Source organism: Pseudomonas saponiphila (assembly GCF_900105185.1).
Classification (GTDB): Bacteria; Pseudomonadota; Gammaproteobacteria; order Pseudomonadales; family Pseudomonadaceae; genus Aquipseudomonas; species Aquipseudomonas saponiphila.
In genome coordinates this window covers 168,871-182,836 of the sequence record NZ_FNTJ01000003.1, presented here as the reverse complement: position 1 = coordinate 182,836, position 13,966 = coordinate 168,871, and the positions used below count along the sequence as shown (strand labels likewise).

Below are 13,966 nucleotides of genomic sequence, written 5' to 3'. Positions count from 1 at the left end.
CGGGATGCAGAACACCATCAAGCCAAAACGCCCACGCGAAAGCTAAGCCCCGGATTGGCATGAGCTATTCGCACACCAGGGGAAGAGCTAGGATGAGGAAAACCAACAAGACCAAAGCGATCGGGAGTTCGTCGATGAGAATGGCAATGATGGCAGGCGTGATGGTCGCAATGACCTCGGGGTGTTCAGATAACAGCGCTGCCGATAGTGCAAGGAACCAAGTTCAGTCTTTGCTGGAGTGCTCTATGGCATCCAAGCTCGTAGGACAGGTGCCGAGCATTGACCCGATTGCCGATGAGGTAAATCGAGTAGTGGCGAAAGCCGGGATTGAGGTCCGTCATGCTGAAGTGAAGGAAATGCACGACCGCATTAAGGCCAGATGGGACCTGAAGTCGAAATCCCGACACGATCAGGACGTATTGCTTGTTGGCGTCTATAATTCTGATCTGTGTGTTGCTGCCCATGGGCACAGGAAGATTACCGTCGAAGAAGTTTCAATCGACTAGCTTGGAACAAAGTCGAGGCTTCTGTTTAAAAAGGACACTACCGAACCCTCGCCCTAATACTTCCGATTAGTAGGGTAATCGGAAGTGATAGGCATATATTGCCCACCCCCTACTTGTGACTTTTATTTTTGGGAAGTAGAAATTCTTTCACTAGGGATTGACGCTTGGACTTAAGCTTGATCCTTAAAGTATCAATTCGTGGTCGTCGCATGAAGCAATCCTGATAAACGGCACATTCACAACCATGACTATAAAGGGGCGCAATTGCGCCCCTTTCTATTAGCCCAACATAAGCATGCCGTTTGGTTACGACGATTCACCGACCCCAGGCTTCTCTGCACTTGCAGTCTTCGATTCTGGTTCAGAGTTATTAACCCGCTCGCTGAACTCCGTCCAAAGATGAATCAGGTTTTCCTCAAGCGCCGGCTTAATGGTCGGCGGTAGGAATACCGGGACCTCGGTCATGCTCAGCGGCTCAATCACGCCATCAGTCTCCAGCTGCTGCGCCGCGGTGATGCTCGGACTGTTGTAGGACGTATATTCAGCGTTCCGCTTCGCGATGTCAGGCGTAGCCATGAAGTCGATGAACTTCTCGGCCAGCTCCTTGTTCTTGCTGCTGGCAGTGATCACCATGGAATCGATGTACAGCGCAGTGCCTTCAGCGGGCAGGAAGAACTCAATGTTCGCACTTTCCTTCGCCATGGTTCGCCCGTCACCCTCCCATACCAGCGAAACGCAGTTCCGGCCAGCCGGCAGGTCCTCCAGGTAGTCCGATGCATCCACCTTGCTGACATAGGGTGCGAGGTCGTTCAGCCAGGTCCCAAACTCACGAACCTTCCGCTCCGAGACATGATCCAGGGTGCGACCCTTGTAGTGCATCAGCATCGCAAAAACGTCGAGGTGACTGTCGATCACCGTGATTCCGCACTGAGCCAGGCGGGGCATGTTCTCCGGTGAGAAGACGACATCGAGGCTGTTGGGAATATCCTCAACGCCAAGGGCTTCTCGCACCTTGGGCGCGTAAACGGCAACGCCAATACGGCCCCACATGTAAGGGACTGCGTGCTGCCCGCTTGCATCCTTCGCACGCATCCGGGCCGACAGGATCGCCTGTACATCCTTGAATCCCTGCATGCTGGATGTATCGAACGGCTGCACTTTGCCCGCCGAGATCAGGCTTCCAAGCGTCACCGAGTCAGGGACAACAACGTCGAACTGGTTCGAGTCGATGGCATCCATGAGCTCACCATGCTCTACGTACGTCTCGTAATGAACGGCAACGCCATGCTTTGCCTCAAACGCAGCAATGGTGTCCTTGTCTATGTAGTCGTTCCAGTTGGCGACATTGAGAACAGGAACCCCAGTCGAAGGCGGTGTACCCGCCTGCGCGGCCTGGGCCACCGCTAAACAACACCCCGCCACAATTCCGAAAATTCGTGTGAGTTGCATCAGTCACTCCGCTAAATGCGTGATCACCGGCTTATAGGACTCGGAACTTCCTAATCCGAGCGACGACCTGTGATAGCACCCTCGCCCAGCGCCAGCACGCCAAAGTGCCCTCATGAAACATCGATTTCCCAGGACGCCCCGTTCTGACTTGTGCAACCATCAGCTGGTGATCGGCTTCAGCCCGCAGCGAATCGAATCGGGGCCGTTACAGTGGGGATGTAGCCGCAGTGGATTAGCGCCGGCTATCAGTAAGAGCTTGAAATGCCGGCTCTCGCTGACTACATTGGCCTTAGCCACCGCTAACTAGGTTTCGTGATGATGATTGCTTGCACCCCGCATCAAACAGTCCGACAAGCGAACGTCGACCATGTTCTCGCAACGAGCAACCTGGAAAACGCCCGCCCTAGCCCATTTTTGGCTGGGAAACTGTCCGACTACCGGGATGGCAAGATCACGCCGGCTCAACTGGTAGCGATGGCCCGTTCCTTCTACGGATGTAAATGACCACCCTTCCCGCCCCTAGCGACCTCCACTACTACCTCGCCGGCTACTCCGCAGAAGACGATCCATACGTTCAAGACAATGGCGTCCTGACCAATCTTGGTGGTTTCACCGACACCCAATCGCTGTCAGCTTTCGAGGCTGACCTTGCCATGGCTCGCATGTTAGAGCTGCAAGAAGCGCCGATCCCCGGAAGTTTCGACCTCGATCACCTCTGCGCTATCCACCAATGGATTTTCCAGGACGTGTACCCGTGGGCCGGAAAAATCCGAGTAGTGGATATCGGCAAGAATCAGACCCGCTTCCTTCCACACTCCAGAATCCCTGATGCCTTTCGTTCAGTGCAGGAACAGATCCTGAAGACTTCGTGCTTTGCTGATCTCGCCGGCGACCTGCATGCATTTGCTTCAGAGGCCGGGCGTGTCCTGGGGCAGATCAACATCATCCACGCCTTCCGCGAGGGTAATGGTCGTACCCAGCGAGAGTTCTTGAAGATGCTCGCTGAGCGAGCTGGTTTCAAGCTGTGCTGGGGTGGCGTTTCTGACATGGCCATGCGGCATGCGTGCATCTCGGCCGAAGACGACCCTGAATGCAAAGACCTCGCACGCCTAATCAGGATCAGCGCCGCCCCCATTAAGGCATAGACCCTATTGGATGATGCTCCGGGCCGTCATCCAATGCACGGCTCCTACCTGGCCGGAGCCGTGCAGTTAGTCACGAAGGCCTCAACCTTTGAGATTACTGGGGACAGGTCAGCAGTTGTCCCGTAAGCAAGCATCCCATCTGCGCCAAAGACAAACCCAACTGAACGCTCTTTCAGCAGAGTGATGATGTCGCTACGACTCAGCGTCCTGCCCGCGGACACCATAGATCCCGCTTGATTGATGCTTTGGGGATCATCGGCTTTGCGAACGGGGTAGATAGTCTTGGTGCCGACCTTCAGCGCCGACCAGGTTGCCCATTCATGCTTATTGGCTGTGTCTTCAGGCGTACTGACGAAGCCCCCGACAAGCATTACCTGCTGCTGCGATCCGCAGAAGAACAGGAAACGGCCGAGTGGACCGCCATTGTCTTGTTCGACCGAGAGATACGTCGCTCCTTGAGCCTGCTTGAGTTCTGCGACAGCGCTACTCAGCCCATTCGTGGCGATCTGGAGCTCGATGGCTTGTTCGGTGGTTAGCCAGAACATCCCATCAGGACCAGCACTAGCCGAAACGGTGAAGGCCAGAGGATCTACCCCCATGCCTTTCAAGTAGGCGACCAGGAGGCCACTTATCTTCTGCGTCTCACTGCTGGAGATGGCATCTGGGCCGGATGCATAGAACTGGTGCACACCAAGTTGCTGATCCCCGGCCTCGTAATACCGGTGAATCCCTCCGACAAAGGCATAGGCACAAGCGCTTGCACATTGCCCGGCCTTTCTCATTGCCCCGTTGTCGAACTGAGCTATGCCCGTTGAAAGGCCATGCTTTCTGATGGTCTCCCCGAGCAAAACGCCCTCTTGGAGGGAGCCGCCTGGTGAGCTAAAGAGGACAATGCCTGAGTCGGTACCGGTATCCTTGAGGAAGGCCGCGAGGCGCTCGGCATCGCCCGCCTCGATCAGCCCAGACGCATAGATCCTGGGCAGCCCAAGGTCATGCGTCACCCAATGGAATTGCTCGGTGGTGTCGTGCTGCGGGATGGAGAAATCCAGCGCAGATGCGCCGTGCGAAGCGCCTATGAGGCTGGCGGCCAGCGCCAGCCGAGAAGCTATGCGTCGAATCATTAGACCCTCGGAAGTCCATTTCACATTGGGCAATCATGCCCTATGTTGGCTGCGCGATTGCAACATTCCTTGCAGCGCAGCCATGGACAGCGGGGTCAGTCCAGGATGATGTGAGGGACGAACCTGGATGAATCCTTGGTGATCAGGCTGTCATCCTCACGGATGCCTATGCCGGCCGGCTGATCGCCGACGACCCACGACCCGATGAGGGTGTACGAATCACCGAACTGCGGAAGCGGACTGAACTCCTGCATGATGTAGGGCGAATCAGTGTATGGACCGTCCTCTTTGACATGATCGCCACTCTGGGTACGCAGCTCGATGTTAGAGCCTTCCCGAGAGAAGAAGGGTTTGCGCACCCATCCCGCCGGCACACTCCGTCCCGGCTCCCGGTCGAAGAAGGTGGGGAGAAGGTTCGGATGCCCCTTGTTGAACTCCCACAGCAACGGCAGCACAGCCTTGTTCGACAGAATCGCTTTCCAGGCAGGCTCAATGAACTGAGTTTCTGATGTCGGGATTGCCGGCCCAAACTCTTCCTGGAACATGAACTCCCACGGGTAGAGCTTGAACAGGTGTGGAATCCAACGGTTTTCCAGGTCTGTGAAGCGGCCCGCCGCTGATAGCCCGATGTCCTCGATGTCGATGTGTCGAGTTTCAATGCCGACCTGGCTGGCGATGTCGCGCAGGTAGTCTGTGGTGCCTTTGTCCTCTTCGCTTCCCTTGACCGAAGCAAAGTAGAACGGAGAGGTCACCCCAAGCTCCTGCATGGCTTGGACAAGCTTTTCGTGGATCGAGTTGAACTGGTCTGCGCTCTGAGGCAGGAGCCCTTGAGCGATGCAGTCCTCCAGCCAGAGCCACTGAAACGCCCCGCCCTCGTACAGGCTGGTCGGGGTGTCGTAATTGAGTTCGAGCAGTTTGGCAGGCCCTGCCCCCGTATAGGCCAGATCCATCCGGCCATACAGGTGCGGGTGCCCTTCTTTCCACGAAGTTCGGACCAGATCCCAGTACGCCTGTGGGATGGCCAGCAAACTCAGCATGCTCTCGCTTTCGACAACGCGACCGACCAGATCCATGCACATCTCATGGATCTCTTTGGTGGGCTCTTCGAGGTCTTTCTCGACCTGGTTGAGAGTGAACTGGTAGTAGTTCCGCTCATCCCAGTAGCGCTCACCGCCGATCGTGTGGAAGCGGAAGCCCATTGCTTCTGCTTTTGCCTGCCACCCTTGACGCTCTTGAAACTGAATCCGCTTCATCTAGCTCCCCTTAGCCGCCGAACGACGACCGGCCACTGCTCATGCCCCATCCACTGCGCGCGGCACTTTGGCTACCAAATCCGCCGCGGCTACTTGTGCTTGCCACAGTAACGGGCTTGCTGCTGATTGCGGTCGGACGCTTCAGGGCGCTCGTGATGCTTGGCTTCGAAGCGGTCGTGTAGCGTTGGCCAGAGGTCACCTGAACAGAACGCTCGAACGATTTGCCGGCGCTGATCTGGCGGGAAAGCGTTGAGCGGCTGAATGCCCCGCGCGAGTCACGGTGCACGTAGATCGGCTCGCTGTAATAGCGTGCTGAGCCATTGCCGAGCATCTGACCGAGCAGGAGGCCGGTCAGGAGGCCGTCGTTACTCGACGCGACGCCGGCCGCCGCTGCTGACACTGGAGCAGCAACGCCTGCCAGTGAGCCGCCATTCATTGCCGCTACCTGGCTTTCGGGGAGGCTGTATTGAGCAGCGATCTCGAAGCCGCCGAGCTTTGGCATGAAGAGCCCCTCGGAGGTAACAGCGCAGTAGTCCGGCACAAAGTCAGCTTCGCAGGACTCTTCGTCCTTGTAGGCCGGCGCGATCTTCTTGTGCTGTGCCAGTGCGGCCATGTACGCATCGGAGCAGACATCGACGGGCAACTTGTCGTCGACGCACTGCTGAACGCTGTCGTAGGAGTTTTTCACACTGCCGCTGATCATCTTCTCGGCCGGCTCATTGGGCTGAGAGCATGCAGACAGCACCAGCGGGATGGCCGTGACCATGCCCAGCTTCAACTGTGAACTTCGTTTCATAAGGCTCACCTTCCCTGTCAGTTACGCGGCCGATGGGGTCATGCAGGCAGCGTTGAGCATCCCGATGGAGATCGACACCGCAGCCACGTAAATCGCCGCCGCCAAATCGTTGTTCTTGATACGTTCCGGCAGGTCTTTGATTACACGGCTCACCACGTAGAAGGCGGCAAGCTGCACCGCACCAGCGATGAACGACCATACAACGAAATCGAGCAGGCTGACCGAGTTGGCGATGATGTTGCTGGTGGGCAGGGCGAAACCGATGATTGCGCCGCTCAACGCGATTGCCGCAGCCACATTCCCAGATCGGATCAGCTCATACTCACGGTGCGGAGTAATGCGGGTGTAGACCACCTTGAACGCGGCCAGGAGGGCGATCGCTCCGATCATGTAGACCAGGAAGCCAACCAAAGCCGAAGGGGCCAGGGACAGTTGAAGAGCTTCAAGCATAGGAGTTCCTTTCAGTAAGAGACCGTGAGGTCGGATTGGAAGAGGCTGACGCCAACCGATGTGGTCAGCGTAACGGTGCCCTCTTCGTCTTCTTCAGCAGAGAACAGCAAGAACTCTCTGCGTGAATGAAGTTCGGTGTCCCGCGCATAGAGCATCGCGTGATGCTTGATCCCGTAGCGCTGGTCAGGACTGGTGACTTTCTCTTGGTAGGCGACCAGCTCGGTCTGGCCTTCCTCGGTGCCCCATACCCGTTCGAACTGGCGATCGCAGTAGGAATACTGCGGCAGCCCAATGGGGCTATCCGGTCCAGCCAGGCGCGCGAGCTCGGACTGTGAATTGACCACATCAGCGCTCACGTAGCTGAAAAGGGTCACTTCCTCGACCGATCCATCAAGGCCACCGGAGGTGTGGACCTGAATCCAGGTCTCGTCGTCATCGAGGTAGAAGCGATGCAGGAAGTGCCCATGGCCCAGCTCGATCTCGCCAGACGACCAGACGCACTGGACGCCGGAGAACGCGGGCTGGCAGAGATGCGGCGAGACGGTTTTATCCAGATCAGGATCGATGGATACGCGCTTGCCATTGGCGAGGCCCAGCGCTCGGGTCTCCAGATCGGGGGTTGCTGCCTTAGGCGGGGCTTCGAACCCCATCACACGACGAAGCCAGCTCATGCGAAATGCCCTTCTTCGATACGCTGGTCAGCGATGTAGAAGATGACGCCACCCTTCACCGGGGTAGAGTTCGCCGGGTTGATCGCCGGAGCCTCAGCATCAGCGGCCTGGTACCCGATCAGCACGGCATTGAAGTCATTCTTCAGGCTGAGGTAGAGATCACCGACCGTCGAAGCGAACAGTTGCGGGAGCTTGTAGGAGAACTGAGTAGCTCCCTCCCCCACGCAAAGCAGTTCGGAGAAGACCTTGGATGAGCCTGGGTCTTGGGCGGCACGTACGAGCATTTCCGTCGCCATGCTGGACGTGCATTCCAGCTTGGGTGCGTACTTCCGCGCCAGTTGAGCCGAAGCGCTCGACTCGAAGTGAGCAACGACATGCCCGACCGGGTTCAGCGCATTGATGGTCAAAACCGTGGCAAGGGTTTGCTCGTCCGAAGAGGTGTGCACGAGGATGCGTTCTGCCCCGCGCACTCCAGCGCGGATCAGCAAGGATTCGGAGCTAAGGGACTCGCCTCGCACGAAGTCGACAACGCCATCCATTGGGTTCTCTTCAGCAGCAGCATCTACGAGAACAACCCGGTCATCACTCGACGCATCATCCTGCTGAAGCAGCTCAATAATCTTGTCGCTTTCGCCGCCAACCCAACCAACAACAACGGTGTGGCCAGTACGAGCAGAGAAATCACCGCGCCCCTTCATATTTCGTCTCCATAGTTCGATCACCAAATTCGTCACTTTCGCGATCACAGCAGTGATCAGGGCGATCCCGCCAAGCATTAGCCAGACCGCATCAAACACGCGCCCGCCTGCACTCTGCGGGGCGAGGTCACCGTATCCGACCGTAGCGGTGGTGGTGATGTAGAAATAAATGAATGTCGCCGGCTCCAGCAGATGCTTCTCGCCAGCCAAATAAAGGCCCAGGTAAGCAATCGATGCATGGGCGGCAATAACCAGCCCGAGCGCAAACCAAGTTAGTTTTCGCCAGACGTTTGCGAAGATTTCTCGGAGAAGTAAAAACACCGCCATATCGGCTCCTGTTCTAAGCCTTGGATTTCCTGATGGACATTAACGGCTGAGTTGCTGTCTTCAAGCCGATTGGGTATTGCGGCGGGGCGCGTGGAGATAGGCCGCCAAGATGCCAGCCAATGCGCCGGCAATATGCGACTCAAAGGAGACCCGAGACGCCGGCAGGAGGCCAAAGACCATGCCGCCGTAGATGATGAAAACCACTGCGGCAACACCAATGCTTTTCCAGTTACGCTCGAAATAAGCCCTGCTCAGCAGGTAGCCCCAGAGGCCAAATACCCAGCCGCTTGCACCGATGTGAATGCCGGTACTGCCAAACAACCAGACCAGGGAACCACCCAACAGGATTATCAGCAGGCTGGCATTGACGAACCGGCTCATTGACGATGCAGCAACGAGCGCCCCCAAGACGGCAAATGCCGCAATGTTGGACCCAAGATGCCCGAATGATTGGTGGAGAAAGGGAGAGAGCACTATCCCGAACAGCCCGTCCTTGCTTCGCGGAATCAGGCCGAACTGCGAGAGCTGATGCCCTGTAATAGCGTTCACGATGTGGATGAACACCATTGCCGCAGCAATGGCTATGACAAGCCGTATGGCGTTCCTCACCAGATTGCCTCCCTTTCCAATCGAGCGGGGCAGAGCCCCGCTCGATTCCATCACTTCGAGCGGTTACGCAGACCTTCCAGCACCGACTTACCACTAGCGCCGGCCTGAATGATGTTCGCTTCGCGCAGCTTCTTCTCCAGATCATCACCGGTGGCAATTGCCGCCATTTGCTCTTCTGCTTCCAGTTGAGCGGCAGTTTCCTCTTGGCGGGCATTGATGCGGGCCAAAGTAGAGGCGGCAGTAGCCACCTTGCCGTTTGCAGCTCCGCCGGCGCGGCCCACTGCCACCTGAGCCTTCAGAACGCTTTCACGAGCACGAACCCGGTCAACCTGACGACGCAGCGCCTGGACGTTTGCGCGGGCTTTCGCGATCTGTTCGTTCATCGTGGCAACCTGCTTACCGAAGTCGGTGGCCTGGCTCTGCTCTTCGTCGCGCTGGTTAGTCAGCTGTGCAATGCGTTCAGCGGCCTCAAGGGCCAGGCCTTCATTGCCAGCGTCGAGGCAGGCAACCGCATAGCCTTCCATTTCCTGGATCTTGGCGCTGAGCTCAGTGACTCGATTCGCAGCCAGCTTTTCCTTGGCCATGATCTTGGTCAGCTCTTGCTCGGCAGTGCTCAGGGCATTGCCCGCATCACGGATCTCTTGATCGAGAATGCGAAGCTGCTGAGTCTGCTCCAGGGCTTCACCGATCTCGTTTGCACCGCCGCGCAGGGCGGTGAAGAGGCGCTTAATCAGGGAGGGTTGAGTGGCGCTCATTTAATTGCTCTCCTGCACAAACATGTCTTGGAAGATTTCAGTGGCACGCTGGATGTTCTCAACCAGCGTCTCGATCTCGGTGATCACGTTTGCCAAGCTCGAACCAGAGCTCAGGGCACCGAAGATCGAATAAACGTCCTCGCCGCTCGGGAGCGTTTCCAGGCCGATCGAAGAGAGCGGCAGCAGGTCACGAGAGCGCAGCACTGCGGCATTGAAAGCAGCCAGGTCAGTAACCTCACCGGCTTCAACCAGGATGGTGTCGACGATGATCTGCTCGCCGGTGACTGCGATGAAGATCGGCAGGCCGCCCAGCTCGTTCATCGAGAGCTGGATGGTTTGATCGGCACCCTCGACGACGGTCAGGCCGGCCTTGCCGCCGCTGACCAGCTCGTGTGTGGACAGGGCTTCAGCCAGTTTTGCGATGTTCCAGTTTTCCGCGTGCATCACTTTCTCCATTTTGATCCCGTCAGCCTCAACAGGGTGACGAAGCTTTAGTTCGAGCATTCCAAGAAGCCCCGTGTTCTCCGGTAAAACCCAGACTTCCTTGGGGACAAAGCCCAGGACTCTCAGCTTTGCTCGCTTCTCCCGCATGTAATCGGTCGATGTTTTCCTCATTTGGCTCTCTCGCCGACTTCCGCTATTGGTCTGAGGAATAAGCTATCACTGTGAGCGGCTTTTGCAACTCACAGTGAGTGTCTAACAGTGAGAAATGTCACGCTTCGGAACGATTGGGGCTGAGCACCCACAGCCCGACATCAAGCCGGGCCTGATGCGGGGCTAGAACGCCATGCTCGCCATTTTGCGAAGAAGCTCCATCGGGGCGACGGCATCTTGCCCGCTGAACGCCTCAAGAATGCCTGGCGTGAAGGTGAGCTCACTTCCATCAGGCGTCTCAGCATACTTTTGGAGGATATGCAGAGTTACCCGATCGCCATCGGCATTGAGCAGGCGGACGGACTTCCGCTTCAGCTGCTCAATAAGCGCGGTCATTTGTTGATGCTCTTCCGCGGAAGCACAGCGCAGAACCAAGACGTTGCCCTGCTCCTGAATCTTCGGAGACCGACGACTTCTCTTGTTTGGAACGGTCATTTGCGTATCACCAGACTTCATGCGTCACGGGATGCCCTTTTGAATTAGCCGTGACAGGTTCAAGAAGTCGCTTTATTAGCACGCACCGACGACCAGGGCACGCCAAGTGGCATAGCCAGACTTGATGCTTGAGGTGAGCCCCATCAGCGATGGGGCGCAAGAACTCTTTGCAGGCGGGGAGTAGCTCAGGCCTTGTCGAGGCTCAGCGGCTGACCGGCTGACACCGGCTCAGTCTTCGGGAGGTCAGTAGCTGGGGCATTGGCCGAAAGAACCAGGCATCCAGCCACAAGGTCATGCAGACCTTGCTTGCGCCTTGTGAGGCCTGCCATCAGGTACCCGATACCCAGAGTCAGGATGCACAGGACACGAGCAAAGTACCGGCCAACCGCTCTCAGATGAGTCACGCGCTGACCATGCTCGTCGGACACCTTGATCTTGAGGGCAATTTTCCCCGGCGTGCCTTGGAAGCGAGAGGTCTCGAAGCCGACGTAGTAGGCCAGCGCCACCACCAAATTGATCAACTGTACGACAGCCGAAATTTGGTTCTCATCGACTGTACCAGTGAGCGCCAGGATGAAAATCAGACAGAACACTATGGCGAAGATGAGTACGGATAAGATCACTGCATCGATAATGAATGCAGCAAGACGTAGCCAGAAACCTGCGTAGACCATTTGAAACTCCGTTTTATCTATGTTGGCAGTGAAGAGAGTAACGCCAGAGTACCGACGGCGATGACGCCACATGCAGTCCCTGACCATTGATTCTTTGGGGAGATCGGCAGTTGACTCAGACCTGCCCCCTGTCAGCGCCTGACCGCCTGCTGATGTAAATCCACACGATCGTCCAGGTAAGCACCCTGCGTCTCACCATGCCTCGTATCGCGATCCATGTCCCGGTCCCGCTGGGTGATATTTGAGATGAGCGCCTGACTGCCCTGATTGAGAACCTCTTTCGTCCGGTGGCAGCTCACCTTCGTCCGGAGATTCGTCATCCGCTTCTCGATGGTCTCAGCGGTATAGAGGCCGTTTTTAGCATGCAGCATCTCGTGTGCGCGCAAGGCCCCGAGGAACCGCTCCCACTCAGCCCGTGCTTGTCGGGACAGCCGCGGCCCTGGCCTGAGCTTCGGCAGCACGATCTTGACCTTCAGGAACACCTTCGGATCGCGAACCTCGCACCCACCGTCCGGGGTTTCCACCGTCGTATAGGTGGTATCGAGCGACCACACCGTGACACCGCCAAACCCCTTGTTGCCGGTGCGAATGGGTGACTTCTTGGCCATCGACCGCTTGATCTCGGCAATCGTGCTGCCGGTCACCTCGTAGTGTTGAAGCTCGAAGTCGGTAACCGGCTTGGCCTTTGCCTGATGACTGGCAAGAAGCATGAGCACGAGAGGAAGCCAAGGCCTCTTGCTACGCACTTTCCGCCCTCGCCCTTCCCTTCATCTTCTTCATCCGGGTGCGAACCCAAGACTGCTGATTCTTGTACGCCTTCCGGTCGCCTGCCCCTGACTTAATCTGGGCCTCGACGATCTTCAGGTAAAACTCAGCACACTCCCCGTCGCCACACTCCACCGGGCCCTTGAGGTAGGACTTAGCTTCCTCGTACTGCCCTACCTGAACCGCCAGCACAGCCAAGTGATATGAGGCCGTCACGTCGCCGGCGGCGGATGCCTGCTTGAGCAGATCAAGCCCCTTCTGTCTTGTGTCCGCGCTCTGGTAAAGGCTGATTCCAAGATCGCAAAGCGCAAATGGGTAAGCATGCTCTGCCGCGAAATGGAGCAGTTCATGGCCCTTGGCCGGGTCTGATGTCATGCACTGGTGTGCCACGTAGTAGGCCGCCATGGGTGATCGGGCTGCGCAAGAGCGATACAGGCGATCAGCTTCGTTCAGATATGGCTGGCGATTGGTTGCCTCATAGCACCGGGCAAGGCCGACGCACGCTTCATCGATCCCGGCATCAATAGCGTTTTGCAGGATGCCGACGACAACCTTCCTCTGCTTCTCGTCCGGGGGCAGCTCGGTGAGGAAGTTGAGGTACGCCCGCGAAGCCCATACGGTCAGCTCTTTGAGGTCTTGGGGCATCTCTCGCAGGAAGCGCCCCGGCATCTGACCGATCATATCGAGCGACTTTGCATCCGGGCTAACGTGATAAACGCGACCGTTGGCGGTATCCACCGCCATTCCGCCGAGCAGACCAACCAACTTGCCACCTTCACCGGCCGGACCTCTGATTTGGTCGCCGAGATTCCAGGTTGAACTGCCGCCGCCCTCTTCCCTCAAGACCGCAAAGGCGTGTCGAACGGCACTGATACTAGCCGTTGGCATGTTGCCTGATGCGCGAGCGAGGCGTGATAGAACCGCGCCCCATCCTCCCCTGATGCCAGTGCCATTGAGTGAGATACCGAAGCGATTCACCGGGGTTTCGTCCAGAAGTTGGAAGCTCCAACCGCAGGGGTTGACGATGATGTCCTGTGAGAGGTGATCCAACTCACTGAAGTGGCATGAATAGACGGGAACGCCGGACTCAGCCAGGCGGATAGCCAGCGCAGCCTGCTGCTCACTCTCCGGGGATTCCACTTCATTGACCGGGTGAACCCATATCACCAGATCGGCACGGGAACCTTCCCCGGACACAGCTTGATCCGGGGTAACCGGCTTTGCCCTCGACAGCGCCAGCTCGGAAGCCACACTCCCGAAAGATGTCGGCGCTTCTTCATCAATGAGGGTTAGGAACTCGATTTGCCCAGAAACACCGAGGAAGTCGTTTGCGTAGCTGAGCCAGCGGCCTCCGTCCAAACGGAACAGCGGGTCGCGCCCCAGCACCAGCACCCGCAGCTCTTTCTGAGCTGGATATGCTTGTCGAACCACATGAGCTGCCAGCGCAGCAGGCGCGATGAGAGAGGCCGCTTCCTGGGAAGAGGTCTTCACCGTGCTCGAAACGCCGGCTTTACTCATGCGCTCTTGGAGTGCAGTCCACCAGGCCTTCGCAAGGACACCAAGGTGGTCAGATTTCTCGAACGACGACGCGAGACTCAATGGACTGCTCCTGTGCAAAAGAACGTAGTTTTCCAAATGCCCCTGATCGGTCAAGCGAA

General features: G+C 57.4%; 16 protein-coding genes. 2 read left to right on the top strand and 14 right to left on the bottom strand.

Features of this window, described 5'->3' with window-relative positions; translation table 11 throughout:
* Positions 1 to 134: 134 nt before the first annotated feature.
* Positions 135 to 506, top strand: coding sequence for a hypothetical protein (locus BLV47_RS33375; protein WP_143038353.1), 372 nt, complete (start codon positions 135 to 137; stop codon positions 504 to 506).
* A 306-nt stretch (positions 507 to 812) separates the two neighbouring features.
* Here the strand turns inward: BLV47_RS33375 and BLV47_RS33370 are convergent, their stop codons facing one another.
* Complete coding sequence (locus BLV47_RS33370; protein WP_092320736.1) at positions 813 to 1,955, bottom strand: extracellular solute-binding protein; 1,143 nt, start codon at positions 1,953 to 1,955, stop codon at positions 813 to 815.
* 500 nt (positions 1,956 to 2,455) lie between these two features.
* On the opposite strand from BLV47_RS33370, the gene BLV47_RS33365 reads away from it, so the two are divergent.
* Positions 2,456 to 3,100 carry a Fic/DOC family protein gene (locus tag BLV47_RS33365; protein WP_092320735.1) on the top strand — a complete coding sequence of 215 codons (645 nt, stop codon included), beginning with the start codon at positions 2,456 to 2,458 and terminating at the stop codon, positions 3,098 to 3,100.
* 44 nt (positions 3,101 to 3,144) lie between these two features.
* Here the strand turns inward: BLV47_RS33365 and BLV47_RS33360 are convergent, their stop codons facing one another.
* The 13 genes from BLV47_RS33360 to BLV47_RS33300 all read right to left on the bottom strand — a co-directional run bounded on the left by BLV47_RS33360 (position 3,145) and on the right by BLV47_RS33300 (position 13,907).
* Positions 3,145 to 4,221: a COG3904 family protein gene (locus BLV47_RS33360; protein ID WP_092320734.1), complete on the bottom strand. Its 1,077-nt coding sequence runs from the start codon at positions 4,219 to 4,221 to the stop codon at positions 3,145 to 3,147.
* A 95-nt stretch (positions 4,222 to 4,316) separates the two neighbouring features.
* Positions 4,317 to 5,474, bottom strand: coding sequence for a glutathionylspermidine synthase family protein (locus BLV47_RS33355; protein WP_092320733.1), 1,158 nt, complete (start codon positions 5,472 to 5,474; stop codon positions 4,317 to 4,319).
* A 10-nt stretch (positions 5,475 to 5,484) separates the two neighbouring features.
* The gene (locus tag BLV47_RS33350) at positions 5,485 to 6,270 is read right to left on the bottom strand and encodes a DUF1190 domain-containing protein (RefSeq protein WP_092320732.1); all 786 of its coding nucleotides are present in this window, start codon (positions 6,268 to 6,270) and stop codon (positions 5,485 to 5,487) included.
* A gap of 21 nt (positions 6,271 to 6,291) precedes the next feature.
* Positions 6,292 to 6,720: a DUF350 domain-containing protein gene (locus tag BLV47_RS33345; RefSeq protein WP_092320731.1), complete on the bottom strand. Its 429-nt coding sequence runs from the start codon at positions 6,718 to 6,720 to the stop codon at positions 6,292 to 6,294.
* Between the two features lie 11 nt (positions 6,721 to 6,731).
* Entirely contained in the window at positions 6,732 to 7,391 is a 660-nt protein-coding gene (locus BLV47_RS33340; RefSeq protein ID WP_092320730.1) for a DUF2491 family protein, read from the bottom strand.
* The gene (locus BLV47_RS33335; protein WP_092320729.1) at positions 7,388 to 8,416 is read right to left on the bottom strand and encodes an ion channel; all 1,029 of its coding nucleotides are present in this window, start codon (positions 8,414 to 8,416) and stop codon (positions 7,388 to 7,390) included. Before BLV47_RS33335 ends, BLV47_RS33340 begins: the two co-directional genes overlap by 4 nt.
* Positions 8,417 to 8,476: 60 nt before the next feature.
* Positions 8,477 to 8,983 carry a rhomboid family intramembrane serine protease gene (locus BLV47_RS33330; RefSeq protein WP_244169011.1) on the bottom strand — a complete coding sequence of 169 codons (507 nt, stop codon included), beginning with the start codon at positions 8,981 to 8,983 and terminating at the stop codon, positions 8,477 to 8,479.
* 92 nt (positions 8,984 to 9,075) lie between these two features.
* Positions 9,076 to 9,780, bottom strand: a complete 705-nt coding sequence (locus BLV47_RS33325) for a PspA/IM30 family protein (protein WP_092320727.1) — start codon at positions 9,778 to 9,780, stop codon at positions 9,076 to 9,078.
* The gene (locus tag BLV47_RS33320) at positions 9,781 to 10,395 is read right to left on the bottom strand and encodes a YjfI family protein (RefSeq protein WP_092320726.1); all 615 of its coding nucleotides are present in this window, start codon (positions 10,393 to 10,395) and stop codon (positions 9,781 to 9,783) included.
* Between the two features lie 162 nt (positions 10,396 to 10,557).
* Positions 10,558 to 10,869, bottom strand: coding sequence for a hypothetical protein (locus BLV47_RS33315; protein WP_092320725.1), 312 nt, complete (start codon positions 10,867 to 10,869; stop codon positions 10,558 to 10,560).
* A gap of 185 nt (positions 10,870 to 11,054) precedes the next feature.
* The gene (locus BLV47_RS33310) at positions 11,055 to 11,543 is read right to left on the bottom strand and encodes an RDD family protein (RefSeq protein ID WP_167365739.1); all 489 of its coding nucleotides are present in this window, start codon (positions 11,541 to 11,543) and stop codon (positions 11,055 to 11,057) included.
* 131 nt (positions 11,544 to 11,674) lie between these two features.
* A complete protein-coding gene (locus BLV47_RS33305; protein WP_092320723.1) occupies positions 11,675 to 12,253 on the bottom strand; it encodes a DUF922 domain-containing protein in 579 nt (192 codons plus the stop codon).
* A 28-nt stretch (positions 12,254 to 12,281) separates the two neighbouring features.
* A complete protein-coding gene (locus BLV47_RS33300) occupies positions 12,282 to 13,907 on the bottom strand; it encodes an SEL1-like repeat protein (protein ID WP_092320722.1) in 1,626 nt (541 codons plus the stop codon).
* Between the last annotated feature and the right edge of the window lie 59 nt (positions 13,908 to 13,966).